At 41.5% G+C, this 26748-nt stretch carries 22 protein-coding genes and 2 pseudogenes; 12 read left to right on the plus strand and 12 right to left on the minus strand.

Annotated elements, in window-relative coordinates; genetic code table 11:
* Positions 1-90: 90 nt before the first annotated feature.
* The 5 genes and pseudogenes from BM283_RS11035 to BM283_RS11060 all read right to left on the minus strand — a co-directional run bounded on the left by BM283_RS11035 (position 91) and on the right by BM283_RS11060 (position 5384).
* A complete protein-coding gene (locus BM283_RS11035; RefSeq protein WP_090693040.1) occupies positions 91-1470 on the minus strand; it encodes a porin in 1380 nt (459 codons plus the stop codon).
* A 791-nt stretch (positions 1471-2261) separates the two neighbouring features.
* Positions 2262-2504, minus strand: a pseudogene (locus tag BM283_RS20580) (transposase); the annotation flags it as partial.
* Positions 2505-2708: 204 nt separating this feature from the next.
* Positions 2709-3221, minus strand: coding sequence for a low molecular weight protein-tyrosine-phosphatase (locus BM283_RS11045; protein WP_090693045.1), 513 nt, complete (start codon positions 3219-3221; stop codon positions 2709-2711).
* 524 nt (positions 3222-3745) lie between these two features.
* Entirely contained in the window at positions 3746-3901 is a 156-nt protein-coding gene (locus BM283_RS18860) for a hypothetical protein (RefSeq protein WP_175492105.1), read from the minus strand.
* 940 nt (positions 3902-4841) lie between these two features.
* Positions 4842-5384 (minus strand): histidine phosphatase family protein, encoded by a 543-nt coding sequence (locus BM283_RS11060; RefSeq protein WP_090693051.1) that lies wholly within the window; start codon positions 5382-5384, stop codon positions 4842-4844.
* Between the two features lie 444 nt (positions 5385-5828).
* Between BM283_RS11060 and BM283_RS11065 the strand changes: the two genes are divergently transcribed.
* Complete coding sequence (locus BM283_RS11065; protein WP_090693053.1) at positions 5829-6413, plus strand: hypothetical protein; 585 nt, start codon at positions 5829-5831, stop codon at positions 6411-6413.
* An 802-nt stretch (positions 6414-7215) separates the two neighbouring features.
* Here BM283_RS11065 and BM283_RS11070 read toward each other — a convergent pair.
* Complete coding sequence (locus BM283_RS11070) at positions 7216-7512, minus strand: DUF1840 domain-containing protein (protein WP_074668067.1); 297 nt, start codon at positions 7510-7512, stop codon at positions 7216-7218.
* 828 nt (positions 7513-8340) lie between these two features.
* Between BM283_RS11070 and BM283_RS11075 the strand changes: the two genes are divergently transcribed.
* From BM283_RS11075 to BM283_RS18865, 3 genes are all read left to right on the plus strand, one after another.
* On the plus strand, positions 8341-8625 hold the full coding sequence (locus BM283_RS11075) for a high-potential iron-sulfur protein (protein WP_046849323.1): 285 nt from the start codon (positions 8341-8343) through the stop codon (positions 8623-8625).
* A gap of 251 nt (positions 8626-8876) precedes the next feature.
* Entirely contained in the window at positions 8877-9044 is a 168-nt protein-coding gene (locus tag BM283_RS11080; protein ID WP_046849324.1) for a DUF1328 domain-containing protein, read from the plus strand.
* A gap of 269 nt (positions 9045-9313) precedes the next feature.
* Entirely contained in the window at positions 9314-10135 is an 822-nt protein-coding gene (locus tag BM283_RS18865) for a BON domain-containing protein (protein WP_175492106.1), read from the plus strand.
* A 68-nt stretch (positions 10136-10203) separates the two neighbouring features.
* Here the strand turns inward: BM283_RS18865 and BM283_RS11090 are convergent, their stop codons facing one another.
* From BM283_RS11090 to BM283_RS11105, 4 genes are all read right to left on the minus strand, one after another.
* Positions 10204-12918, minus strand: a complete 2715-nt coding sequence (locus BM283_RS11090) for an AAA family ATPase (protein ID WP_090693056.1) — start codon at positions 12916-12918, stop codon at positions 10204-10206.
* A gap of 9 nt (positions 12919-12927) precedes the next feature.
* Positions 12928-14088: a metallophosphoesterase family protein gene (locus BM283_RS11095; RefSeq protein WP_090693058.1), complete on the minus strand. Its 1161-nt coding sequence runs from the start codon at positions 14086-14088 to the stop codon at positions 12928-12930.
* A 590-nt stretch (positions 14089-14678) separates the two neighbouring features.
* The gene (gene glpK, locus BM283_RS11100; RefSeq protein ID WP_090693061.1) at positions 14679-16166 is read right to left on the minus strand and encodes a glycerol kinase GlpK; all 1488 of its coding nucleotides are present in this window, start codon (positions 16164-16166) and stop codon (positions 14679-14681) included.
* A 711-nt stretch (positions 16167-16877) separates the two neighbouring features.
* A complete protein-coding gene (locus tag BM283_RS11105; protein WP_090693062.1) occupies positions 16878-17135 on the minus strand; it encodes a hypothetical protein in 258 nt (85 codons plus the stop codon).
* Positions 17136-17791: 656 nt separating this feature from the next.
* Between BM283_RS11105 and BM283_RS11110 the strand changes: the two genes are divergently transcribed.
* The 3 genes from BM283_RS11110 to BM283_RS11125 all read left to right on the plus strand — a co-directional run bounded on the left by BM283_RS11110 (position 17792) and on the right by BM283_RS11125 (position 20378).
* On the plus strand, positions 17792-18439 hold the full coding sequence (locus BM283_RS11110) for an OmpA family protein (protein WP_090693063.1): 648 nt from the start codon (positions 17792-17794) through the stop codon (positions 18437-18439).
* Positions 18440-19435: 996 nt separating this feature from the next.
* Positions 19436-19609, plus strand: coding sequence for a hypothetical protein (locus tag BM283_RS18870; protein WP_175492107.1), 174 nt, complete (start codon positions 19436-19438; stop codon positions 19607-19609).
* A gap of 199 nt (positions 19610-19808) precedes the next feature.
* Entirely contained in the window at positions 19809-20378 is a 570-nt protein-coding gene (locus BM283_RS11125; protein ID WP_090693070.1) for a DUF4112 domain-containing protein, read from the plus strand.
* 279 nt (positions 20379-20657) lie between these two features.
* On the opposite strand, the gene BM283_RS11130 is transcribed toward BM283_RS11125, so the two are convergent.
* Positions 20658-20825, minus strand: a complete 168-nt coding sequence (locus tag BM283_RS11130; protein WP_090693073.1) for a DUF1328 domain-containing protein — start codon at positions 20823-20825, stop codon at positions 20658-20660.
* Positions 20826-21588: 763 nt separating this feature from the next.
* Here BM283_RS11130 and BM283_RS11135 point away from each other — a divergent pair.
* The 4 genes from BM283_RS11135 (at position 21589) to BM283_RS19470 (ending at position 22974) form a co-directional block, all read left to right on the plus strand.
* Positions 21589-21867: a hypothetical protein gene (locus tag BM283_RS11135; protein ID WP_090693075.1), complete on the plus strand. Its 279-nt coding sequence runs from the start codon at positions 21589-21591 to the stop codon at positions 21865-21867.
* Between the two features lie 130 nt (positions 21868-21997).
* Positions 21998-22153, plus strand: a complete 156-nt coding sequence (locus BM283_RS19460; protein ID WP_217646501.1) for a hypothetical protein — start codon at positions 21998-22000, stop codon at positions 22151-22153.
* Between the two features lie 2 nt (positions 22154-22155).
* On the plus strand, positions 22156-22440 hold the full coding sequence (locus BM283_RS19465; protein ID WP_217646502.1) for an IS110 family transposase: 285 nt from the start codon (positions 22156-22158) through the stop codon (positions 22438-22440).
* A 63-nt stretch (positions 22441-22503) separates the two neighbouring features.
* Positions 22504-22974, plus strand: coding sequence for a transposase (locus BM283_RS19470; protein ID WP_217646503.1), 471 nt, complete (start codon positions 22504-22506; stop codon positions 22972-22974).
* Between the two features lie 570 nt (positions 22975-23544).
* Here the strand turns inward: BM283_RS19470 and recQ are convergent.
* On the minus strand, positions 23545-25389 hold the full coding sequence (recQ, locus tag BM283_RS11145) for a DNA helicase RecQ (protein ID WP_090693076.1): 1845 nt from the start codon (positions 25387-25389) through the stop codon (positions 23545-23547).
* Between the two features lie 266 nt (positions 25390-25655).
* On the opposite strand from recQ, the pseudogene BM283_RS11150 reads away from it, so the two are divergent.
* A pseudogene (locus BM283_RS11150) lies at positions 25656-26382 on the plus strand (IS5 family transposase).
* Positions 26383-26748: the final 366 nt, after the last annotated feature.

Raw genomic sequence — 26748 nt, forward strand, 5'->3', positions numbered from 1 at the left:
CAAAAACTAAGAGCCAATATAAGAAATGCACCGGCAAGGTGCATTTCTTGAATAATTTAACAACTGACTATCTCCTAGAAAAGTTTTAAACTAGAAAGGTAATATTGCATCAAGTGATAATAGGACCTGATCATTGTTACCCCCAAACGGCCTATAAGATGAACCATGAAGAGGGTCTGCCACATCGTAGCGGAAATTTGGTCGAATATTCAGTTGCCGCAGGCTCTCGGTGAAATTAAACATTTTTCCTGGCTTCCAATTCAAACCCAGTGTTACAGCGTAGTAGTCTGAAGGAGCGCTAGTGGCAAGCTGAGTTGAGCCACCCAATGCATAGCTCTGGCCCAAGTGATTGGTCGCAAGTGAAACCCGGCCTGGTGAAAACACACGAAACCCATCTCTATCACGAAACCACTCTCCGCGCATACCGATTGATAAGTTGGGTGTCACATCATAATAAAGATGCATATTGATGCCATACCACTCGGCATTCTTGTTTACATTCGTAAAATGGAAGTTATTGAGCAGCACATTATCAGCAAAACCATGATCATGTTGCAAAACAAAATGGGTTTTTGAAGTAATCATATGTTTCAGTACAATACTGAACATCCCCCAGAAATCACTGTGTCGAGTAGAAGTTGTGCTGCCCGTACCGCTGATATTGAGAGAAGTATCACCATCATCACTTGTCCAAGTTAATCCACCTATCGCACCCCAATTAGCCAATTGTTTATCAAAATTACCATCCCAGCCGCCTGTCCCACTCCCTGTCAGTGCCCCAGCAATCACAGACCAATTATCGGTAATGGCATACTCACCCAATAGCCCGGTATGAGTAAAAGGTTCACCATATTGCATGGTATACGCATGGGTGTAAAAGAAGTTATTTGGTGCCGGAACCGATTCGTAACCAATCGGTGTGTAAAAGTGTCCAATCTTTACATTAACGCCTTTGTTGTCGGTAATGGGCGCATACACCTCTGCAAAGGCTTGGGGAAAAGCGATACCATAGGTACGACTGGAGTTACAACAAACATCCAGATCCCAGTTACCTCGGTCACTTAAAGCCCTTCCATCATTTACATCAAATGGAGGATTTCCATAGGCTTGTGTAAAAATGGCATCTGTACCAAACATAAAATCCGCCCGAAATCCTATATCCCATGTATTTCCTTCTGACACGACGGGTCGTTCAAAAAACAAGTTCAATTGGTTGAGCTGAAATCGGTTAGCCTGATCTGCGAAGGTGACCGGACCGTTAAATCCATCGGTTATATACGGATTGAAGGTTGCACCCCCATGAATCCATCCGCCAACTTTAAGCCCATATTGATCAAGATTAATCCCAGATTTATCAAGAAAATTCATGGCAGTATTTGCAACAACAACGGTCGGATTCATGCCAAATAATAATAATCCCATCACTGTAGCAGAGATTCTCTGCTTTCTGCATTTAGAATTAATTCTCATTTTCCCCTCTTCCCTTGGATTTATAAATTAAAAATATAAAAATGAAAAGTTAATACCCTTATTCTGCACAAGGATTTGACTTTACACATAACATACAGCCGGGTCAATGTAAAATCTATCCGACATAAAGTAAAGCGATTTAAACCATCAACACTAGAAATTAATCACAAGAGATAGTGCAACAGTAAAAATGAAGGCAAGATTGGAATTTTAATATTTATGTAGACTGTAGAGCCTTAGGATAAATTAGCAAGCAAAGGAGAAGAAAAGCGCAAAAACACGCCAAGAAAGAGAGAGAGAGAAGGAAGTTGTTCTAGTATGCAATTTTAAATCCGAGAAACCTCCACTGATGATTAAGAAAATAATGGAATATGTACTCCTTTTCCTATTAAAAAATTATCACCATGGTATAAATTTTTTAGTTTATATAATGAATAATTAGAATTCTTTAATTCAGCATAAAAAATGCCGCACATCACCCCTTATGGTATAGAATGTGCGGCTATTATTACTAACAATCTATCGATTGTATGCTTAAGCAATCAATTCAAATATATTTAATAATAAAAGAATAGTTAAAATAACATAATATGCTGTTGGCAATTTCATAATTTTTCTCCTTTACAATTCTATTGCACTTTGAGAAACCACATTGACTTTATGGTTCTCTTAAGATGCATAGTACAGATAATATTTTTAAATAATAAGCATAGTAAAATGAGTCGCATTGGCGCCCATCAAGATACAATTAATATATAAAAAATTAATCTAATGTGAGTTCGACATAAGAATCACATTACCGCTGGAAGAGCTTGAGGGAGTCTGATATTAAGTAAAAGTTTCTTTTCTGGGAGCATGTAAGCCACCAGTCCAGCTATCAAATAAACAAAGAAGTTAGATAGACCGCGATAGCGGAGATGCTCGATTTGCGAGATACTCTTCAATCGGTCATTGACAATATCAATAATCGAGCATTTACGTAACAGCAACTTGTAAAACAGCAGCAACAGCTTGCTTTTTATGTTCTCGCGTACCTTGGTAACGAGCTACATGCCCTGCTCTCAAAGTTGCTCAAAGGGTGGCTATGAGAGATAAGTCCGAGCAGCAAACTCTGCCATTACTTTATGCGACCCAATGCGGCGATGGTGGCACACACTGATCCTGGGCGCATTAATGAAGCTGATCTACTTACCACAATTTTTAACAAATTATGATCAGTACAACACAAAGAAATAGTATTAGCCTCCCTGATTACGCTTTTCAGTAGCTCCTTCTATAATATGCCTTAGCAATCCTTGATTGGCATCTTCCACTAAATCAAGCACCAACTCGAATCCATGACTTCCCCCATAGTAAGGATCGGCCACTTCCTGATATCTATCCCATTGACTGCTATAGTTCATCAATAAGCCAAGTTTGTGACTATATTGCTGTGGACAACGATCCTGGAGTATTGCAAGATTGTTTTTATCCATTGCTAGAATATAGTGAAACTCTTCAAAATCATTTAGTTGTACAGCGCGCGCACGTAACCCCTGCATGTTATATCCTCTTTTTAATGCTGCTTTCTGTGCACGTTCATCAGGCGACTCATCGATATGGTAGGCGTGTGTGCCGGCTGAATCGACATAGATGTGTTTATCCAGGCCCGCAGCTTTCACTTGATGCTTAAATACTGCATCCGCAGTAGGTGATCTGCATATATTACCCATACAAACAAAGAGAACTTTAACTTTATTATCTTGCTTCATTTTTGTTTCATCATTTCCAGTTCATTTTGAAAAATAGTACTAAAACCTATAAACACTTTTCTATAGCTATAGTCAATTTCACCTTTAATAAACACACCTCTCTATCCGTGTTAGACCAACAACGATTGTCTGCCATTTCCAAAAGAATATTCTTAACAATTTTTCTTTTCCCATATTTACAAAAAATCTCCTAAATCTTTATTAACCGGGTTGATACAAAGTACCCTACTAATGACCAGATCATAATGAGATAATCCCCCCCCGACATTCGATCTACTGAGCCGTGTACTATAACTGATTTCCTGAGCTTGTATCTTACACGCTGCTAGCATTTCTAAGGGAATCCACCTAATTCCATTTCCAAATCAAAAAATGACGCGAGGGCGAGCCGGAGCAATATAGATAATATGGCAAGGTAAAGCTGACAAAGCGAGTTTTGATTTAACGTGAAACAACACGAAATTTGGGCGCAAGGAAGTATCGTGGTCGAATCCTGCGATACGGAATATTGGTCAATTAAATATTTATTCAGTTATCCCTGCCAAGCGCCCCCCCCCTTGCGCCTCTAGTCTTGGATAACAAGCAAGCATTTCTAAATGAGTTTCATTATATGGGGTGGGCAGCAAACTGACAATGACCGTTAGAAATGGAATAGTAACCGAGGCAATCCCTAACGGCATCACATCAAGATATGATCATCCAGATACCAAAAATCAGAATAAATCTGAAATTAGATCCATTAGGCTGAACGCATAAGCAACCACAGCAGCAATGAGAAAATTAGCATATTTAGAGATAGCAGAATCACGTACAGTAAAGTAAAGTGCAAAGGCTTCTGCTTTATAAGACAAAATGCAAGTTGTTTTTAAATTTAAAAAAATAAACTTTATCATCGGTAAATCAGGTTATTTTCCCAGTTTCCCGATACGTCTTTGATCCCTACCTTAATAAATTTAAAAAATAATCTAGCGCTACCGCTGATACTGCAAAATCAACAATTTGCAACGCCCTTCATGCGCTTTAAGCATCAGCTTAGCGTCTTACGTAAGAAACTTACATTGGAAGGTGATATTACTGAAAGGCAAAGGCACAGAATTCTGAGAGCCAAGCAGACGAATGAAGCAGGCAGATAAGATTATGATTATGATTATGATTATGATTATTTTTAAGGATAAGCTAGAAAAATAACCCAGGGAGCAATGCATATAACTCACCGAGTTAGAAGGGATACGAGAATAGTCATTTCGTATCTTATACATATATATATATATCGATCCGATTATCGGCTAATAATATTGAGAAAGCTTTAGCATCTTTTTAAAGCACGCGAAATAACCCTTATCCTTGCTCGACATAAAGCAGTTATTCACAAGTTTATTCACGAAAATTGTGGATAATAAAATTATAGTATTCTCCATCTTAGTAGTACTATTGCTAATAAGTCACAATTTTCATGTTCTATATACCCACGTTCTATACCATTTGGTTTTCAATAGGATGAGCTGTTTGCTTAGTATCTTTAACTCCAAATGAGAGAATATGCAAAGATATCTCAATCTGAGGGAATCATTATCAAGCTCACTTTGATGAGTTAATTTTAGATATAAACTCTGATTAAATCTAAGCAAAATTCAACGCATAGTACTTATACTCACAATTACCCACAAGAATATCCCTCAGTTGATCATCTTCCACGCCTCCCTCAAAATAAGCAACAAATACCCGCATGGTTTCTTCATGAGCAATTACCAGCAGTGTTTTATTATTCTGCTCTTTTAACCAATCAATAAATCGCAACACACGTTGCTTATGATCCAGCAATGACTCGCCACCATTCACGCGCATTCGTAACGGATCATGGCTAATCGCCACGAAATAATCAGATACTGGCATCCCATCGAATCCTGAACGAATGTCAGCAAGGTCCGGATGCACCTCAATTGGTACTGCGTGGTAACAGTTTATTATCTCCGCCGTTTGGTACGTCCGTGGCAGGGGCGAAACAATAATACGCTCAAATGCTACATCACGCAGCGCCAAAGCTGCCGATTCTGCCTGTTCCATACCCGTTACTGTTAAATGAACATCCCGGCTGGGATCATCGTTACACAAACCAAGATCATTATAATTAGTACGCCCATGGCGCATGAAGTAGATATTCATGTTGCAAATAACAATAAAAAGTGAGTTTAACTAAAATAGAAGTCCATCATTCTGTATAAAGTGGATTGAGTACCCAAAGAAAATAGGATGGCAAATATTTGGCCTTTTGAGTGTTGTACATATTGTCATCCTCAAGGGAACTTTGGTTCATATAGTGAAACAAATTGTAATCAAGATCAGGATCTTAAATTTTATTCACGTAAAACATATTCGATAGATAAACAGCTTACTGATCAATTCACTAGCCAATCAAGTCGTTAGCAATGGGCAGAATTATGAGGAGCAATCATAAGTAGTCAACTACTACCACCAAACCTCACCATAATCATTAGCAAATGATCTATGGTACTTACGATGGCAGTTGGATAGAACCTCATCAGCCATTAAGTATAGCAACAGATATTATGGTTAACAGAAGGGCTATCTTTACAAGGAGGCATTTCAATGAAAGAAGACCAGAAAAACGAACTCTTGTACCAGGCTTTGGAAACAGAGAAAGGCGGTATCGAAGTCTATCAAATGGCGCTTCGTTGCGCGGTAGAAGAAGATCTAAAGGAGGAATGGGAAGAGTACCTGGAACAAACAAAAAAACACTATCAAACCCTGCTGGATGTTTTCCAGGAGCTGGGTCTGGATTCTGATGAGGAAACACCGGGACGAAAAGTGGTTCGCCATATTGGTGAATCGCTGGTAAAGGCCATGAAAATGGCTCTTGAAGCAGGTGATCCTAAAGCTGCTGAGCTTGTTGCCTGTGAATGCGTAGTTATGGCGGAGACCAAAGACCACCAGAATTGGAAGCTCATTGGTGAGGTTGCAAAAAAAGCAAAAAGTACTGAGGCCAAGGTGCTCAAAAACGCATATGACCAGGTAGAAGATGAAGAAGATGAGCACCTTTATCACACTATGGGTTGGTGTCGTGAGCTATGGATCAGTTCTCTGGGCATGAAAGCTGTCCTGCCTCCACCTGAAGAGAAAAAGGATGTTCATACCGCCATCGGTGCAGCACGAGCGCAGAGCTCTCGTAAATAAACGGCCTGCAAATAGTTGTTCAGGGTTACCGCAAATTTATCTGACCATCTATTGGTCTTCGTGCCGATTTTTGAGCCTTTATGTCTTCATATTTTTTATTCTCGGTAACGGTTGGCTTCTTGGGGCCGGTTGGTCAGATCGTAGAATGCGACTCTCTCGCGGATTTAACCCTGGCATGTACGGCACTCGTACAAAAATACATATCTTATGCCAAACTGAACAATTAACTAGTATGGAGTTAACAAAACTGGAGCCAACGCGTATTCCTATCCCGTCATCTGGGTTAACAATGACGTGAATGCGTAATGTCTGAGCTGCCGCAGTCAAGTGATTTCAGTAAATTGGGTATGTCTATATAGTAAATGGAAATATTTGGAACAAAGAAACTGGCAGCAGGATGATTACCACTAACAAATAAGCCACACGAAGCAATATAAGCTTTTATGCTCATGCCTAAGATCTCCTGTAAGGAAAAAGCAATAGACCGAGTTTATCCACTGGTCTTCGGCAAATGAAAAGAGATAGGAAAAATAAATATCTATCCATTCTTGTTTGTTGCATTTTTGTGGATTTTTTATCTTTGAGTGCCCTATAAATACCCGTCCAAGCGGCCTAATAAATAACCAAATTAATTTAATTTTTTATTTAAGGAAATTTGGCAGCAAAAATTACAGAAAGGATTTTAAAATCCCCTTCCAAAATTATCCCGTCAATTTGTCTTAAAAATTCTAGATTCTAAGCCTTGTCATTCATTAGTTATAACAAAATCATTATCACTATCAGATAATGAAGATATAAACATTTATTTCCACATTACGTTAGACTCAGCTTTTGCTGCGGCAGTAAGTAGATCGATCAACGGCAATGCTCTATCAGCTAAATTCACAACCGGCTCATCTTCATCCTGGTCTTCAACTGGTGGCGAAGCTTTTTCTGCGTCAATAGCGGCTTTTAATCGATTTAGCGCCTCAGGAACATCTTCTGCCAAAATAGCGCCGGGAACAGTCTTGCTATGGCCCATCATTTCGAGCATGGTAAAGGCAATATCACCAAACATAGTGATGTCGGCATAAGCATCAGTTGAAAATGTTACAAGCATACATTTCTCCTCAAATAAATTAAGATTGCATGACAAGACGTATTCGTCTTCTGGCCTGATCTCAGATTCCCTAATAATAAGTTTTAGTCAATATAAACCGTCCAAGGTTTTTCTAAAAACTTAATAACTTGGACCAAGTTACAATACCTGATACTTTTTTTGCGCAGCAATACGTTTTTTCAACTCTGCCGTTGGGATATAACCAATCGGCTCCAGCAATCAATAGTGACTGAACCAATTCAACAGTACGAATCTATCGCCGTGTACCCAGGTGTTGCGTCACCAGTGCCAATTATGTTGGTATGCAACCTGCATCTGCGAGCCTATTATAAGGTTAAACATCTCCATCTCTCACGCCACTTGCAGCGTTACACTAACATCTGTTATCCATAGCTGGTTAAGTCGCAATACAAAAAACCGTCGATTAACCCGATCGGCTGGTAACTGAGAAGACAAGCAGCTACTTTTAATCTTCCTAGCCCGAAGAATACAAATTGTATACAAATGCATTATTGCTCCTCTATTTGTTATCTCTTAACATCACTATTAAATAAAGCTGAATCAGTTTTGAAAATTATGGATATACATAAATGGGAGAGCAGATATTGGCGATTCCATTTTATAGATCACGTTCACGCATTACGTTCACGCAGTGTGTTGTGTTATCGTTGCTTTTATATTTATAGATAAGATGCGCACTAACGCGTCTTAGATTAAAAGTATAGCTATCTAAAATCCCTCGCTTAATCCGAAAACGTTGTATCGCAAAGAGTAAGATATTCTCAATATTAGCTATTGAATTAAATAAAACAAATCTGAGGAGAGACCATGAAGTATGATCAAAAGAAGTTCTCCCGTCGTCAGGTAATAAAGATTATAGCGTTTGGTGCCACTCTTCCTTTAATGGGCACCTTAATTGATAAAGCAGAAGCAGCAAAAGCAGCGAAAGAATTAATGAAGTATCAAGATAAGCCGAATGGAAATGAGAAATGCAGTAATTGCATACAGTTCATTCCTGGTAAAACGCCTGAGGCTGATGGCGAATGTAAAGTAGTAGAAGGCAGTATCAGTCCTCAAGGCTGGTGTACTGCTTACTCACCAGAATCAAAATAGATTACCCATTTTCGATTTCTCGCTTACCTATGAGGAATAGCAAGAAGAGCACGAGCATTATTTAATAAATGCTCATTTTCTATAAATTACCTTAGGTATGAGATTTTTTTTCTTATCCGGTAATTAATTTGGTGAGTTCTATCTTTATCAACGAATTATACCGCTACGTTTTGAATCATCATCCAATATGATCATATATTTAATTATGTGTTGCTACATCTAATTTGGAACTAAAAGTAAGGAGAATTACCATGTTAAACCTCGCAGTTGTTTTTTTAGTTATCGCAATAATTGCAGCTATTTTAGGGGCGACCGGGGTAATGGGGATGGCGATGGATATGGCCTGGATTTTGTTTGTAGTTGGAATTGTTCTTGCCATCATCTTCTGGTTAATAGGAAGACGTCCACCACCCGTCTAATTTTATTATGTAGAAATTTAGTGCTTATCTACTTCCTCACATAATCAACTTAGAGATAGGTTGTATTCGCTATATGTAATGCAGTTCAATTTATTTTTTGAAGGTCTTATCTAAGTTAATAGTGAGAAACTGTGCTTGGCACTGTCACTCCTGTCATAGTTTGATCAAAATTTAAATGTGCTGAATTTAATTTGCGAGATTCTTTTCTCTACCATCTTATTTATTACACATTTGAGTATTGGGTGCTTATACAGGAGCGATATATTTTTTTGGAAACAAATTATCAACTTAAGGAAGAAGCTATGAAATTAACGCATGAGTATAGGTTAGCTATTTCAACTAAAAAACTTTCTATGATCATTAGCTTATTTGCAATCCTAGGATTGGCTAGTTGTCAAAAAGAAGGCTCAACAGAAAAAACTGGAAAAGAGATAGATCGTTCAGCTGAGCATACTGAACAAAAGGTTGAACAGGGAACAGAAAAAACAGAAAGTAAACTTGAGGAGATAAAAGAGACAATAGTTGAGAAAACTGAAGAAAGTGCTCAGTACCTCGATGATTCGTTTATTACCATGAAAGTTAAGGCAGCCATTTTAAATGACTCCCTGCTGAAGGTAACTGATATTAAAGTAACTACGGTTGATGGCATAGTACAGCTGAGTGGCACAGTGGATTCCCAGCAAAGCATCGACAGAGCGATCGAGATAGCTAAAAATCAGGATGGCGTGAAATCTGTGCAAAGCACCCTTATTGTATATGTACCTGAGAATACTGAGCAGAAGATTGAGCAAGGAACAGAAGAAACAAACGGTAAACTTGAGGAGGTAAAAGAGACAATAGTCGAGAAAACTGAAAAAGGTGCTCAGTACCTCGATGATTCGTTTATTACCGTGAAAGTTAAGGCAGCCATTTTAAATGACTCCCTGCTGAAGGTAACTGATATTAAAGTGACTACGGTTGATGGCGTAGTACAGCTGAGCGGTACAGTGGATTCCCAGCAAATTATTGACAAAGCTATCGAGGTTGCCCAAAGTCAGGACGGCGTGAAATCAGTGGAAGGCGACCTTATTGTAGATGCACCCAATGACTGAATTATTACTTGCAAAAAGTGGGTATGATTTAGTAATCACTATTTGATGGAATCAATATAATTATTTAACTACGTTGAGGAGCATTCATCTAGCCGAGTTAATTGAGCACCCAAACCGGCATAGTCAGCCGGATTGCAGCTCAGTATGATGACTTGCAATCCGCGTTCAGCAGCCAAATCCAGCATACGCTGAAGTCTTCTGACACGCTCCGGATCAGAATAAGCAAAGGCATCATCAAACACAATCGGTAACTTGCCATCGTGGTCAGCAGCCAAAAGTTCGGCCATGGCTAAGCGCATTGCAGCAGCGACTTGTTCTCGGGTACCACCACTGAGACTATCGAAAGATAGAGAAACAGTATCACTTGGTCGAACAACCTGAATGTCACGGAATTTACCCTCATCCATGGTGATCGAAACCTTGGTTCCGGCGCCATATAATCCTTGTAGATAAGCTGAAATTTTGTCTGCAAGGGGTTGACTGAATCGATCAGAAAGTTGTTTTTGCTGTTGCTGAAACAATTGATGCAGCAGTTTGATAGCTTCGGCCTTACGTTTGACATGTGTAAAGTGCTCGCGCGCATTTTGCAATCGTGCATGTGCCATAGACCAGGCTGCCTGGGGATCTTCAGAACCATCCAAACGTAATGCAGCCTGACTAACAGCACGTTGCACGATAGCTGCTTGCCGGCTTTGTTCCTGCATGGCTAATGCGCGTTCGATACGCATTTGGTCTCGCTCAAGTTGCTCCGGTTGCAAAGCTTCCAGAGCTTGGCAGGTTTGCTCAAGACGTACTTTGGTTTGTTGTTTAGCGTATTGGATCTGTTGCAACAGTTTTGCACGATGGGCATCATCACCATACATTTCCAACGCTAAATTCAGTCTGGCTTGTTTCTCGGTAATCTGCTGGTCATTTGTCGTAAGATCGCTAATGACTGCCTGAAAGTCCAACTCAGCTTGGTGAAATTGTTTTGCCAGTATGTCATGCTCTGCTTTTATTTCGAATTCTTCCGTATCAGCCTGTTGTAGTTTATGCCGCAGGTTATCAAAATAATCAGCAGCTTCCGACCGCGTTGCAGGCGCAATATATTCAGGCAGTTGTTCGGCGCGTCGGTTTATTTCGGCAGTTACCTTGCTCAGCTTATCTTTAATATGGAGATAGTCCTCGTTCAGCTTGCCATCATTCAATATTTTCAGGGTACTCTGGAGAGTGGAAATTTTTTGCTCGATCTGATTACGTTTAGCTATTATGGTCGTAGCCTGCTCAAGGGACTCAATTGCGTAGCTATCTAATGTGCTGTTCAATTGTTTCTGTAGGGTTTGTACTTGCTGCCGTGTCCTTTCCAGACTTCCCCCACCCCCTGGTTGTATGCGTAGATGAGTTAAATTATCAAGCCAGATGTCAGTGGGGGCACTGAGATGGAAGCTGTTGCCAGCTTTTGCCTCTTCTTCGCCCACGCGGATCACATGCTCAGCCGCAATCACTTCGATACCGACTGCCATTGCTTTTAACGCCCCCTGTGCTTCACTTAATTGCTCTTGAATTTTACGCAAGGACTGCAAAGCGTTTTCATCGATTGGGGATAATTTGTTCAATGCTTCTTTATATTGCTCGATTTCATTTTGTTGCTGTTTTACTTTCTGGCGTTTTGTAGATAGTGTATCGAAATGATCTTGGAATTCGAATCGAGCCACCCAAAGCTGAGCCAAGTCATGCTGTTGTCGTATAGCGCGAGCTTTCTGGATAATCAATTGATATTTCTTGGATGCTTGGGTAACTTGCTGCTTAAGTTCGGCAAGCTCTAGTTGCAATCGGTTTGATTTATCACGCTTGGGCGCTAATTCGGCAGTACGTTGATTGATCTCACCTCTTAAGTTCAGAATTGTCTGGTTAGCTTGCTGCAATTCCTTCTCCTGCTGCTCCTCACGAGTATAAGTATCAATTTGCTGATTTTTTAGACTTTGTAATTGCTTGACTTGGTCGATGTTACCTTCAATCTTTTTTTTCTGCTGTCCTAATTGACTTAATTCAGCATCAGCTTCAGCAATGGTTTGTTCCGAACTTTCAAAATCCAAGGTTGCTTGCTCAAGCCGTTGCATACGCTCTTTACACATGCGTTCTTTTTCTTCTGCTTCGATACATGCTTTTTCGGCTTCATTTGCCTCCGAGCCCGCTCTGAACTTGCCATTTTGCGTAAAAATTTGCTCGTATTGGCGTGCAAAATAGGCAGCTATACGGGAATCTCGATCAGACTGCATGATGGCTGCGCTACTTCCATGCTGCAGGCGTTGCAAGATAGCATGGTGTTCTGAAGCTGCATCCCGGGTGGGATCATTGCCGCTCCTCCCTTGCCAGACCCACAAATGAGCCCATTGCTGCATGATACGTTCGGTTAATCCACGCCCACTGCCCTTATCATCCACTTTGAGAAGGCTGTTCAGTTGGGATTCTGCCTCTTCACCATGCCAGACATTTCCGCCAACCTCGACAAGCTGGGTAATTCCACTTTGTCCGCTGAATCGTTTGTTGACTCTGAAGGTTTTTCCGGCGACTGAGAATTCAATATCCACTTCTGGATGACCCGCATGATGAAGCGACATCATGCTTTTTTGCGTATCGCCAGTTACACGGGCTTTAAGGAACAATCCGCGGTGTATGGCCTCAATCAAAGTGCTTTTGCCAGATTCATTAACACCACCAATCAATGAGCGCTGTTCATCAAACCGGATTGTGGTCTCACGATGTATTCGATAATTACGAACAGTTGCCGAAATCAATTTCATGAACAGAGCTCATGGAGCTGCCGAGTGCAGCATTCTCAGTGCCAAGGACGCGATGATGGCTGTCTCACTATCCGCCTGATTATTTTGAGCGAGTAGTTGCTGTGCAACGCTTGAGATTAATGGATCTGAAATGCTGTGCATTAGCTGGTCGAGTTCATCCTCTGATGGAGCAATAGTTACATGGTTCTTTAGTTTCAGCCGCAAAAGCCGAGCCTCAAGGGATTCGATTAATGCATCAAGCCGGGAGGTTGCGGCAATTCCTAGAGAACCAGCCAGGGTCAGCTTTAATAAATCTTCATTGACGCGCTGGCTAAGAAGATCGTTCATTTGCCTGGCAAATTGCTCGATACTGTCGTCGTTGCTGAATTCAAAAGTGGCTTCCTGCCAGTTTAAGTGGCCAGTAGCAACAACTTTTACAATCGGGTTTTCTCCTCGTTTGCTTTCAACGATAAGCGTTTTACCCGGTTGATTTTCTTCACTTTTAGGAAAACGATCAACTTCCGGTGTACCGGAGTACCAGGCTTTCAATCCAACCTGCTTGGTCCCGTGCCAGTCGCCAAGGGCAATATAATCAATTTCATCCATAGGTAAGCGATCAATATCGATACGATTTGAGGATAAAATAGTGGTTTCATCATCATCGCCTTCACTTTGAAATACCTGAGTACTGCCATGTGCCATGACGATACGGGCTTTATTTGATAGAGCTGCTCGGAATACTTCTAAGTCACGCAACCATGCCGATGGATCATCTGCATGTGATCGATTTTTTAATGGACATGGATAAATTACGGCATAATCCAGTTCCAGCGCTTTATTCTCCAAGAGAATGTGTAAATTGGGAGCCAGTGCTGATTGTTCTCTTAAAAAAAATGCCTGCTCCCAAATACTACCCGCACCTGCATGGTCATGATTGCCCGGAATCACGATCACGGGCACTTCCATCTGGCCAATAGCGCTACAAGCGGCAGCCACCGTGGGCTTATCAGGTGTATTAGAATCAAAGAGATCCCCCGCCACCAAAACAAAACTAGCTTGATATTCTTTCACAAGATCGTTAATGCGTTTGAGGACATCTAAGCGGGCCCGTTGGGCTAAAGATCGTTTATGCTGATCACTAATATTGGCAAAAGGTTTACCTAGCTGCCAGTCTGCCGTGTGTATAAACAAGTTATTACTGCTTTTCCTTTTAAAAATTTTATCTTTTCCTTTATTAATTTTGGCATAGTTGGAAATGTTAACCTTTATTTGTTAGCCAGAATAACTTTGACCTTGAGGTATTTCCTATTTTAGGTAGAGATACCATTCACACTAAAAAGATTGATTCAATATGTGTCAGTGCTGATTCTTCGCTTTAATTTCCCGACTTTATGGGCACAGTCCGGCTAGCTGCGAGCTTTGTCCGTATTATTGCCTCGGATTCTGGTTGCAGAGGCGCTGAGTAGGATAGCTATAATGAATCGTTTGCTCATGGTATATCTCGAAGAGGAAAAATTGCAAATAACAGAAAATATATCACCGAAGCGTACATATTTTCGCAGTAATCGTGGAATAAAAATTAGAGTTAGTCCTATCAAGTAGGGAATCTATTGCGATTTTTCGTTGTAATTGTCTCTAATTCCATTTATTTTCTTTTTATTGTTTAAGTCTGTTAATCGAAAAATAGCGCTTCATATTGAAGTATGCTAAATTCTGTGGTGAGAAATAGACAGACGTATATGGGCCCCGCGTTTTGTGAAGCGATCGATTGCACCACCATATTAATCCCTTCCCCACGGATTACACGCCCTTACTACCCTACTCCAATTGAACATCCTCTGCGCTGCTTCATCACGCGAAATCATCGGCTCGAAGATGCGATCGGTCTGCCAATGCTCGGCGATTTCTTTGATGCTATTCCATATACCTGCAGTCAATCCCGCAAGATATGCAGTACCAAGCGCAGTGGTTTCGATAATGCGTGGGCGTACGACGGGTACGCCAAGTAAATCGGCTTGATGCTGCATAAGTAAATTATTCACTGCTGCCCCGCCATCAACGCGCAATTCTTTGATCGGAAGTGCAGCGTCCTTTTGCATTGCGAGTAATAACTCAGCGGATTGATAGCCGATGGCCTCGAGTGCAGCGCGTGCGATATGTGCGTGGGTAGTACCACGCGTTAAACCAAAAATCGCGCCACGTGCGTGCGGGTCCCAATGTGGCGAACCAAGGCCCGTGAATGCGGGCACAAAATACACACCACCGCTATCAGGTACCGATGTTGCGAGCGTTTCGATTTCTGCCGAACTTTTGATAATACTGAGACTATCGCGCAACCATTGAATGACAGCACCGCAGATAAACACACTGCCTTCAAGTGCAAACACCGGTTGCTTATCAAGTTGCGCCGCACTTGTTGTGAGCAAACCATGCTGCGATTCGCAGGCATGTTCACCTGTTTGCATAAGCATGAAGCAGCCTGTGCCGTAAGTATTTTTCACCATGCCAGGCGCATGACATGCCTGCCCAAACAATGCGGCCTGCTGATCGCCCGCGACGCTGCCAATCAAAATTGATGCACCGAATAAATCGGGTGCGGTGTAACCATAATCAGCGCTCGAAGCATAAACCTGTGGCAATACTTGTGCAGGAATATTAAACACATCGAGCAATTCATCGTCCCAGCGATTGCGATGAATATCGAACAGCAGTGTGCGCGATGCATTCGTGACATCAGTGGCGTGCATTTTACCGCGCGTCAAATTCCACAATAGCCACGTATCGACTGTGCCGAAAGCAAGCTCACCATTTTCCGCGCGCTTGCGTGCACCCTCATAATGATTAAGCAACCATGCGAGCTTAGTTGCAGAAAAGTACGGATCAAGCAGCAACCCCGTGCGCTCGCGAAATAATTGCCCATGCTGTGATTTTAATTGCGCACAGAAATCCGCCGTGCGGCGATCCTGCCAGACAATAGCATTGCCGATTGGCTCACCAGTATGCCGATCCCACAATAATGTCGTCTCGCGCTGATTCGTAATGCCAATTGCCGTGACATCGCGCGCAGTGATACCTGCTTTGACAAGTGCCTGCTGCGCCACCGCTAGCTGGCTCTGCCATATATTCTGCGGATCGTGCTCGACCCAGCCCGGCTGCGGATACAGCTGCCGATATTCCTGCTGCGCAATAGCGTGAATGCGCACGTCACCATCGAACACGATCGCACGCGAACTCGTAGTGCCCTGATCCATCGCCAGTATATAGTGCATGTGTGCCTCTCTTTTTATATCAACTTCTTTTTATTTAAGCATATCTTTATCAATCAGTAGTGGCTTAGTACGTGCTCGCGATTGGGTACACCCTAACCGCGCTCACCACTTTCATCAATTTTTTCCACTTGCGCCAAGCGCTACAAGTCTACTGCAAAGATTGGCAAACTATCATCGGAATCGATTTTCATGCTTAGAATTCTTTTGAATGTTTTTCCAACACTGAATTTTGAGCAAGCAGAACGCTTCATTGGCAGGATGAGTTGAAGTGTGCCGTCAAATAGACAAAATAAGATAACGGCAATTAAAAGTGTACTGGCCAATTCCATATTCCAATCAAAATTGACGAGAAGGCGAGCGGCAAACAGTATGATTAATACGTCAAGGTGAAGCTGACAAAGTCACTTTTGATTTAAAAAATGGAATAACTTAACTGAAACTGCAAACAAATACTAAAAAGGCCGCGTATCGGTAATTGATATGCGGCCTATTTTTTAGCATCTCGAACAGCTAGAACATGAATGCTTTCTTCCAAATGAGTATTTACCTTATCGAAAATTTATGAGAATTTATTCTGCTCATTCATTAATAAGCTGAGAGATCCTTTTTGTTCATATAGTGCCATTTTTCTATGAATGGCTGCTTGTTTCATATTTTCTTTGATAGAATTTCAAAATATCTGATATTAGCTGTGGTATGAGACTGAAGGTTTTATTCTTTTCGTTTATAATAGTAACTATGTTCTTCATATTCTGCGAGCGGTTTCTTCTTAGCCCGCAGTTTCAATTTCATCTCATTAGCCATATCTTCATAATGTTTAGCTACAGTATTATGATTATTAGGGTCTGTGGAATGTAATTCAGCGCTATCTTCATTATTCCGAGTGTTCGCTATCGGGCGCATTTGTGCGCATCCAGACAAGAGAATAAGCGCCAATCCACATACCAACAGAATAATCATTTTCATCATAGCACCCCTCCATTAACCAACTTTAGCTTCACTTCTTTACCTTTTAATAGACTTCTACAAAACATTCCGTAAGCATCTCAATTATAACAACCATACTATTAATACGTTCTTTATAGGATACATTCTTATAGCAACTTGTCCCTTGATTAGAGTATCCTACTTTAACCAAAAAACTATCATAGTTAATAGTACACCTAATAATCACAGCACAATGATTTATGTAAATAATCAACTATTTAAAATAACATAATTACCCAAAAGATAGTTATGTCGAGGTCTGTTAAAGCTAAATTTTTGTTCAATTCAAACCAAATGCCTCAATCTCCATCTAAATAAGCATAAATGAAGCTTTAAAGCTTTCTTTAAATAAGAAGATATGAAACATGAATTATTACTGGAGTATAACGATGACATTAACTTGAAAAAGATATTTCAAGAGATGGTATTTTAGTAAATACTTATTATAGAGAAGCGAATGAAAGGTTTTGAACTCGGACATGGAATGGATGACTGCTTAGAAGCCGAGTTGGGAATAACGAACAATTATTTATTTTGATTTCAATAAGCTGCAAGATGCATTAAATTGTTCTGAATAACATTGCCGTTCTGGGTTACCAGAACTTGTACATTCTATAACATTCAGGGTATTAGAAACTATGAATCTATCACAATTTCGTCCGTTTACCGAATTATTCATCTGCACGTCTCTGCTGTCGTGGGCATGCTTAACTACAGCGCTTGCGCAAGAAACTCAAGCCCCGCTCGAGATCCAAAAGAGGCAGCTAGAGCTTGATAGGCAGCAGCTCGAGTTGGATAAGAAACAACTCGATAAACAGCAGCTCGAGCTGGAGAAGAAACAGCTCGAGCTGCAACGCAAACAACTGCAAATCGAAGAAACCGACCGCAAGGAACTTCAACTAAAGGAAACCGAAAAAACCGTCAACATGAAACTTGAAGGCGACGTAGTTTTTGATTTCGGTAAAGCCGAGATTAATTCCAAGGCGGAGCAGATTCTCGACAAAGTGGGAACAGTGATCTCGCAGTTCCCCGGGGGCAAGATACTCATTGAAGGACACACCGATTCCAGAGGCTCTCAAAAAGCAAACCTTGATCTTTCAAACCGGCGCGCCCAGGCAGTGAAAGACTGGCTCGTTAGAAATAAAGGTATTGACGAATCAAGCATTACAACCCACGGCTACGGTGAAACCAAGCCCATTGCGATGAACACCAATCCCGACGGCAGTGACAATTCACAGGGTCGACAGCAGAATAGGCGCGTTGAGATCACAGTCGAAAAGAATTGATCGGATTTATATTGGTACTGAACTACAAGAAAATATCAAATTTTATAGCACTCACCAAGAAAAATACGCTACCACAGAAGCGAGCCAGCGCAAAACATTGCTGCCGTTTCAGCACAGAATAATCTGAGTGAATTCGATCTGTTCAGCCAGGAATTGGCAGCAGGTTGGGAGCATATCATCGATCCACTGATAGCTCTCATCTTGGCCTTGGTGGTCAGCGTAGAGGAATTTGAGATTTCCAAAAAGGCATAACCAAACCGATTGAATCAATAGACGCTCACAATTAAGCAAGACGCTCATCCAAGGGCGCGATTGATCAAGGTATTGATGACTCCTGTTCATAATCAATAGCAAGACGAGTGGGAGCTTGGGCATTTATTTAGAGAATCGCCAGTTTCATAAAATTGGTGCTGCTCTCATCACCATTTGGCGGTAATTACGCTGATGAAGTAACATACCTGAAGTTATTCTGCAGCAACTCCAGCAAACAGTCGATCAAGCACAATGGTGGCGCTTCCTTCCACTCATAGCCGGCAGAAACCCAAATGAAATGATATTCCAATAAAGATTATGAAAAAAAGAATCAAACCAGCCAAGAAAATATGCTCCCAAAAATAAAACAAACCTCTGGACTGCAAACTGATCCAATTTTATTACTGACCTGTCTACATCAATTATCTATCAAGAAAGTAGCTACAGAAGAAAAACAAGAACAAGTAACACATATAAAACAAGGATTAGACACAAAGCATCTGTTGAATTTTTTCATTAAAACAAAGAATACGGCAATCTTCAGAAGAGCTGTATTTTTTAAGGTTGATATTAACCAGGTCAATTAAGCTATGCTAATAATGGCTTACAAAAAGCGCAATTAAGTAAGCATAAGTATCTAAAAACATACAATCATAACTTATGTTCGGTAACGAACAGACATATTTTCAACGATAAATTATCTTTTCTATTGGTTTCGCTCCATATCAAAAGAAGGAGTATTCAATGAAAAGCTTAAATTTATTTTTGCTAGTCATATTGGGTATAGGGTTGAGTGGATGCTTATCTATTCATTCCGAGACTCGCAAACCACAAACGCCAAGTGAAAAGGAAAAGGTCATTGTCGTACCTGACACGACCGACAAAGAAATCAAGGTTGTACCAGAAAAATCATACTAAACAAGAAGCTTATCGAATGTATAGCTTCGCACATTACGTGCATTGGCTTTTACTGGAAAGAGAATATCACTTAACTTGCAAAAACCATTTGCCACAAACTCTTCTCCGGCATTTTAATGATTAGCCAGCCGCACTACCCATCCATCAAATAGTAATTTGCACGACACAGTGGTAGAAATTAAATTATAAAGGAGTAATCATGCCTAAAAATATCGATATTGGACCGGGCGATCATGAACCTTATGCAGAACCCACTTTTTCCCATCAGCAAAATACTTCACCTTCTCAAAAGCATGTTTCAAGACAGAGAGAACAATTAAAAAATAAATTAAATAGACTAGCCTGGCTGATGGATAACTCTTTTCGTATTCCAGGAACGCAGCTACGTTTTGGCATTGATGGATTGATAGGATTATTTCCGGGACTTGGTGATGCGCTTGGCGCATTGATTTCAAGCCATATTATATCCCAGGCAGCTCAAATGGGAGTCCCAAAATCTGTTCTTCTGAAAATGGCGTTCAATGTCGCAATAGATGCTCTTTTGGGCATATTTCCTGTGATAGGAGATATGTCAGACTTTATTTGGAAAGCTAATTATAGAAACGTTAAATTGCTGAATGATTATGTAGAAGAACCTCAAAAAACTAAAACTTACAGCCGATTTTTTGTTGGAATAATAGGTTTATTAGTGATTGGGGTAGTAGTTTTGATTGGAGCATTTGGGTTTCTGTTGATGCGCTGGCTGTGGTATTCGGTACAAGGAAATTAAGTTAATTCCATATGGGTAATTAACGTACAATGAATAAGCTATGCTCCATCATAAACCGAGCTATTTCTAACCAGTAAACCTATGTAGAAGAAACAATTCTGCGGCAGAGCACATAGCCCACATCTCTGCACCACTACACTAATTGAGTGTTGGAAGAAGAACTGAAGCCCAGCAAATATTTCACTAACTTTCTCTTATAAGTTTAATTAATTATTGATAGCTAAGTTTCATAAGGTTCAATAAAACTTAGCTATCTTTTGTAGCCAAGAATATTGGCTATTAGACGGGGGGCGGACGTCTGCCCATTACATAGAAAACTATTGCGATAATAATACCAACTACAAATAAAATCCATGCTATATGCGCAGACGTCCCAGCAACTCCGGTCAAACCTAGTACGCCAGCAATAATAGCGATAATTAGAAATATAACCGCCCAATTAAACATGATTTATTCCTCCTTATTCAGTGACATCTGCAATATAAAATGAATAATTTGGTTGCAGAAGAATTAAAAGAATGAACAAAACTTAAAGGAACATTATTTCAATCAAAGTGAAACTTAAAGAATTTAATGTCTATAAGTTTCTTCCCTCAAAAATCGATTTAGAATTTATCAATCGAAGTTTTATCGTTATGTTCCTTTAAATTTACAAATAAGTCGGTGCGATAGCGAACATTGTAGTTATTTATAGCATTTGAGTTGAGGGTTAATCACTCGCCACAGTTGGAATTGTTTCCAACTGGAAAGAGGTCATGTACTTGAGCTTTTTGCTGAATTTTATGTTGCTGCCTTGCTTACATCCGGAAATTCGGTTTTTATCCCAATTTAGCCGGATGAATTTTTCACATTTTACATTCCACCACGAACTGGATAAGGACATGCCTTAAAATATTGACTAGCCCTTTATGAATTTGCCCGTTAGTTTGAGGGTGATGCTTGCGCCATCGAATATTAATACCCTTTCCAAATCAAAAATGACGCGAAGGCGAGCTGCAGACAATATCAATAATACGGCAAGGTGAAGCCGACAAAGTCACATTTGATGTAGAAATGGAATAATATGGTACCCGCTACTGCCTGGCTATTCAAACGACCCCTAGCTGCACCAAACCGTAGACCACCATGGGTAATGGTAATGTGTGCCCACCGATGAAGTGTTTGAATAGTATGCAATTTATTCACACTGAAAATTATATCTAAACATTTTATGTATTCGTTAGAAGATTTACTGAATATTGTTCAATGGCTCGCCATGGTTATTACAATCACGGCAACATGGTATGTAGCTGCAGAAAGGAAAGATAATCGTAATTGGGGATTTTGGCTCTTTCTACTAAGCAACTTGCTATGGTTTATCTGGGCTATTCCCAATAGAGCCTGGGCATTAGCTACAATGCAAGTAATTTTAGCAGGAATGAATATCAGAGGAGTTAAGAAATCAGAGCTAAAACAAGCCAAAAAATCCGAAAAGGTAAATGCTAAATAACGCACGATCTTATACCTTGTGCCTTGTCTACACTTTATTCCATTTCTACATTAAAACTGATAATCCTCTAGCCAGCCTCCTCGCAGCCAGTTGTTAAACTAGCCGCTGCAAAAACGATGAGGAGACTGAGATGCAACATTACTGCGGAATTGATTTACATTCAAATAATCATGTAATGATAGTCATTGACGAAGAAGACAAGGGCATGTTTGAGAAGCGGTTAAGTAATGATTTATCGCTCACACTTCAGCACTCCCGTCTTACCAGGAGAGCTTACAAGGGATAGCGGTGGAATCAACCTTCAACTGGTACTGGTTAGTCGATGGCCTGCAAGCCCATGGCTATTGTCTGCAGCTAGTGAATACAGCTGCGGTGACGCAATATGATGGATTGAAATATAGCGGTGACCATCATGATGCCTTTCATCTGGCGCATTTGCTGCGACTGGGGATTTTGCCTACGGGGCATATCTATCCGAAAGAGCAACGAGCGATCAGAGACCTGTTGCGGCGGCGACTTTCACTGGTGAGAGCAGCCAGTACACAACTGATTAGTGTGAAAAGTCAAATATGACGTTGCACGGGGATTGGGGTAAAGTCAGAACGGTTACGCTGAGCTGACTTTGAGCCACCTCAAATGGATAGCTACACGCTGCAGGCAGTTCAGTCAGGTTTGGCCGTCTATCATGCGATGCAAGCAGAAATCGATGTGTTGGAACAATCTGCTCATCACGCAGTAAAACTAAGCAAGGAGTTTGAGATACTGCAAACGATCAGAGGCATCGAAAAAATACTGGGATTGACCATCATGCTGGAAACAGGAGACATCCATCGTTTTGCCAGTGCGGGTAAGTTTGCCTCCTATTGTCGCTGTGTTGATAGCCTACGCACCAGCAACGGAAAAAAGAAAGGATCAGGCAATGTTAAAGCAGGCAACTCCTATCTTTCCTGGGCCTTTTCTGAAGCATCGCATTTTGCTGTGCGCTATGAAGCGCTGGCGCAACGGTTTTATGAACGAAAGAAAGCGAGAACGAATGGCATCATTGCTATTCGGGCGATTGCGCGCAAGCTGGCAAGAGCCAGCTGGATGATGCTTAAGCATCAATAACCTTATGAGGCCAGACTGATGTTTCCAGGTTAAGTTTGGGCAACCGGGATGAGCCAGGACTGAGTCTGGTCTACACACAAAACTGATTGGATATCCCGGTTGACCATTGTTGTTCAGGTTCCGCCTAAACCGTGAGCTATCTTAAGTCTGGACAGCCAAAGCTGAGCCATAAATTCTGTGAAAATATTTTGGATACGGTTTGGGACCGAAGATTGTGTGGGGTAGTGAAACTACCAAGAGCTTGGATAATGAGTAAGATTTCCTACCTTAATCCAGATGGATGACTGGTGCGGAGCGTATGACTTCGACGCCAAAGACAACGACATAACGGGCGCGGTATTCATAACAACAATGGGAAAGTTAATTTTTATGCTATTTTTAATGGCAGGGTGTTATTTAGGCTATTGACAGAGGTCGGCTAATGGGTGACTTTGTCGGCTTCACCTTGTCGTATGATTGATATTGTCTGCAGCTCGCCTCCGCGTCAATTTTGATTTAAAAATGGAATTAAGACTGATTCCTCCGTCTAAACAAAAGTTAGAGCTCGCTGTAATTCACCATTCCATGAAATCAGCGAATCCCATCACACATCGCTTCTTCCACTACCTTCAGGAATTGATTACCATAGCGCGCCAACTTGGCTTGACCTACTCCACTGATACACCCCAATTCAGTAAGATTACCCGGGCGTTGATGGAAAATTTCAAGCAAGGTACTATCATGAAAGATAACATAAGGCGGTACCCCTTGCTCGCGAGCAAGCTGCATGCGCATGGCTTTGAGTGCTTGCCAAAGCGGATCTTCATTAGCAGCGGCAAAAGCTTCACGTGTGCGTGATGCACGTTCAGCATGGCTCGTAGTATGTTTGATAATCTCCCGGTCTTGGCGCAACCATACTTTCCTCTCACCCCGTAGTATCGGGCGCGCTTCTTCCGTTAAATTAAGCCCACCATAAGCTTCCATCTCCACCTGTAGCAAGCCACCTGCCACGATTTGCCGGAAAACACTACTCCATTGTTGCTGTGTTAATGCTTTGCCAATACCAAAAGTACTAAGTTGCTGGTGGCTGAACCTTTCTACTTGAGGCGTCATCTTACCGCGCAGTACATCAATCAGATGGCCAGCACCAAAGCGTTGCCCAGTGCGATAGACGCAGGAAAGAGCCATGCGCACCGCCTCGGTTGCATCCCAAGTATCTGCCGGGCGGAGGCAGTTATCACACTGTCCACAATTGCCGGGATGCACTTCACCAAAATAACGCAGAACAGTCTGATGGCGGCAAGCAGTGGATTCACAAAAACCCAGGAGTGCATCCAGCTTTTGCCGCTCAATACGCTTGCGGTCTTCGGAGGCATCTCCAGAATTGAGCATCTGCCGCATAGCGACGACATCACCTAAACTATAAATCATCCATGCAGTTGCGGGCAAACCATCCCGACCGGCACGGCCAGTTTCCTGATAATAGCTCTCCATGCTTTTAGGCAAATCCAGGTGAACCACAAAGCGCACGTTAGGCTTATCTATCCCCATGCCAAAAGCTACGGTTGCCACTATGATCATCCCTTCTTCACGTAGAAATCTCCGTTGATATTGGTTACGCGTTGCATTATCAAGACCTGCATGATAAGGCAATGCTTTCCAGCCGCGCGCTTGCAGCCATATTGCTGTTTCCTCTACCTTTTTACGCGACAAGCAATACACAATACCCGCATCGTTGGCGTGTTCAGCTTCTAAAAAGGCTTGCAATTGCTGACGTGAATTGCTCTTGATGGCAACCCGATAACAAATATTTGGCCGGTCAAAACTAGCAATAAACTGTCGGGCATTTTCTAATGCCAAGCGATCAATAATCTCTGCACGTGTTGGGGCATCAGCAGTAGCTGTCAATGCGATGCGCGGCACGCTTGGAAAACGCTGATGTAAGACTATCAACTCACGATACTCCGGACGGAAATCATGACCCCATTGCGAGACGCAATGGGCCTCATCAATAGCAAATAATGCCAAGCTCTCACGCGCCTGTAAGCGCTCTAACAGATTCAGGAAACCCTCTGTTAACAGGCGCTCAGGTGCGACATATAGCAACTTGAGTTCGCCATTCATCAAGCGGCTGGACACTTCCCTTGCTGCTCTAGCATCCAGACTGGAATTTAAAAACTCGGCTTGTACATCAAGTTGTTTAAGGGTCTCAACCTGATCCTGCATCAATGCGATTAGTGGTGAAATGACAATAGTTACCCCTTGCCGAAGTAAGGCGGGAATCTGATAGCACAGAGATTTACCTCCGCCGGTTGGCATCAATACTAGCGCATCTCCTCCTGAAGAAACATGCTCGACAATCTCTTGCTGCTCGCCCCGAAAATCCGAGTAGCCGAATACTTCACTAAGAATTTGCTCTGCGGAAGGACTGGACATTATTAAACTAGGTAACTTATAAACTTATTTCTGGCATTTTATTGTAAACCCATTAGGATGTCAGCTTGCGTAAATATTTATGGTAGGGTCTTAGGAAATTAAGCAGTTACAAAAGTGAAGTGTCAACTTGCTGAGATGAAGTTTAAAAATAAGTGTTAATTCTAGGGTCTGTTGACGTTTTAAGATAAGTATTTCATAGATAAAAACAAACTCGTAATATTGAGGTTCCTACACCACCAACAAAACGAGTTTGCGATGCCCGAATGATGCTCAATGATGAGTACGGGTCGAAGCTGGAGAAGATTCTGCTTCAAGAATCGATTGATAACAAGCGCAATCTGCGCATGACGGTAGAAGGCATACTGTATCGGGCTGTCCATGGCGCGATCTGCCCCGGGTGTTCGGCTGCTGGAATTCTATCTATAAAAGATTCAATGCATGGTCATTGAGCAGGAAATGGCTCAATGTTTTCAAAGTATTGGCTGTTGATCCGGATTGGGAATGGAGATTTATGGATGGCAGTTATGTTAAAGCGCATCAACATAGTGCGGGAGCAGCGAGTCAAGCATCGCAGGCTATCGGAAAAGCCGCGCGGGCAATACCACCAAGATCCATTTAGCAGTCGATGGTTATGGCTTGCCAGTTGAGTTTGAAATCACCGGTGGAGAAGTCAATGACTGTTCTGCCGCACCCGATTTGATTGCCAGGTTGCCTGACGCAAAAGCAATAGTTGCAGACAAGGGCTATGACGGCGAATAGTTACGGGAACAGATAACGAAGAAGGGAGCTCGGGCTGTGATACCGGGAAAGCGCAACTCGTTGAAGGGTAATGCAGATATGGATTGGGGTTTATATCAATACCGGCATTGGGTGGAGAATGCTATTGCCCGGCTAAAACAGTACCGGGCAATAGCAACGCAATACGACAAACTGAAGCGAAATTACGAGAGTATGGTAGCCATAGCGTGTGGATATCTGTGGCTACCTATGTGAAATGTCAACAGACCTAGAATCAGAGAAACAAAATTTGGGTAGTTTTTCGCCGAATTTTACCGCGACCAATACAATCTCATTGACCAGTATTTCTGTCCGATCTGCCAATATCATTTACCTTAAGGTGCGACAGTAAATTGAATTGATCATTGACGATCTCAATGTTCGAATATTTACGTCTCAAGTTTCGGGGTTTAAAATCAAATAAAATTTCACTGATCACTCCTATCCAAGGCTTCTCGCTGCAAGGTAAGGTAATCTAATTGCAGAGCTTGCACAAAGAATTGATTTATGTGCGCTTCAATTACTTCCATGATTTGTTCAACGCGACAGCCAAGCTGGTGCTTGATGCCTGACAAGCCATCA

Source organism: Nitrosomonas sp. Nm34 (assembly GCF_900113925.1).
GTDB lineage: Bacteria > Pseudomonadota > Gammaproteobacteria > Burkholderiales > Nitrosomonadaceae > Nitrosomonas.

Bases quoted from the DNA above. Each gene is read 5' to 3' on its own strand.
- BM283_RS11035 (WP_090693040.1), bottom strand. From the start codon at position 1,470: ATGAGAATTAATTCTAAATGCAGAAAGCAGAGAATCTCTGCTACAGTG.
- BM283_RS11045 (WP_090693045.1), bottom strand. From the start codon at position 3,221: ATGAAGCAAGATAATAAAGTTAAAGTTCTCTTTGTTTGTATGGGTAAT.
- BM283_RS18860 (WP_175492105.1), bottom strand. From the start codon at position 3,901: ATGCCGTTAGGGATTGCCTCGGTTACTATTCCATTTCTAACGGTCATT.
- BM283_RS11060 (WP_090693051.1), bottom strand. From the start codon at position 5,384: ATGAATATCTACTTCATGCGCCATGGGCGTACTAATTATAATGATCTT.
- BM283_RS11065 (WP_090693053.1), top strand. From the start codon at position 5,829: ATGAAAGAAGACCAGAAAAACGAACTCTTGTACCAGGCTTTGGAAACA.
- BM283_RS11070 (WP_074668067.1), bottom strand. From the start codon at position 7,512: ATGCTTGTAACATTTTCAACTGATGCTTATGCCGACATCACTATGTTT.
- BM283_RS11075 (WP_046849323.1), top strand. From the start codon at position 8,341: ATGAAGTATGATCAAAAGAAGTTCTCCCGTCGTCAGGTAATAAAGATT.
- BM283_RS11080 (WP_046849324.1), top strand. From the start codon at position 8,877: ATGTTAAACCTCGCAGTTGTTTTTTTAGTTATCGCAATAATTGCAGCT.
- BM283_RS11090 (WP_090693056.1), bottom strand. From the start codon at position 12,918: ATGAAATTGATTTCGGCAACTGTTCGTAATTATCGAATACATCGTGAG.
- glpK (WP_090693061.1), bottom strand. From the start codon at position 16,166: ATGCACTATATACTGGCGATGGATCAGGGCACTACGAGTTCGCGTGCG.
- BM283_RS11105 (WP_090693062.1), bottom strand. From the start codon at position 17,135: ATGATGAAAATGATTATTCTGTTGGTATGTGGATTGGCGCTTATTCTC.
- BM283_RS11110 (WP_090693063.1), top strand. From the start codon at position 17,792: ATGAATCTATCACAATTTCGTCCGTTTACCGAATTATTCATCTGCACG.
- BM283_RS18870 (WP_175492107.1), top strand. From the start codon at position 19,436: ATGAAAAGCTTAAATTTATTTTTGCTAGTCATATTGGGTATAGGGTTG.
- BM283_RS11125 (WP_090693070.1), top strand. From the start codon at position 19,809: ATGCCTAAAAATATCGATATTGGACCGGGCGATCATGAACCTTATGCA.
- BM283_RS11130 (WP_090693073.1), bottom strand. From the start codon at position 20,825: ATGTTTAATTGGGCGGTTATATTTCTAATTATCGCTATTATTGCTGGC.
- BM283_RS11135 (WP_090693075.1), top strand. From the start codon at position 21,589: ATGTATTCGTTAGAAGATTTACTGAATATTGTTCAATGGCTCGCCATG.
- BM283_RS19460 (WP_217646501.1), top strand. From the start codon at position 21,998: ATGCAACATTACTGCGGAATTGATTTACATTCAAATAATCATGTAATG.
- BM283_RS19470 (WP_217646503.1), top strand. From the start codon at position 22,504: ATGGATAGCTACACGCTGCAGGCAGTTCAGTCAGGTTTGGCCGTCTAT.
- recQ (WP_090693076.1), bottom strand. From the start codon at position 25,389: ATGTCCAGTCCTTCCGCAGAGCAAATTCTTAGTGAAGTATTCGGCTAC.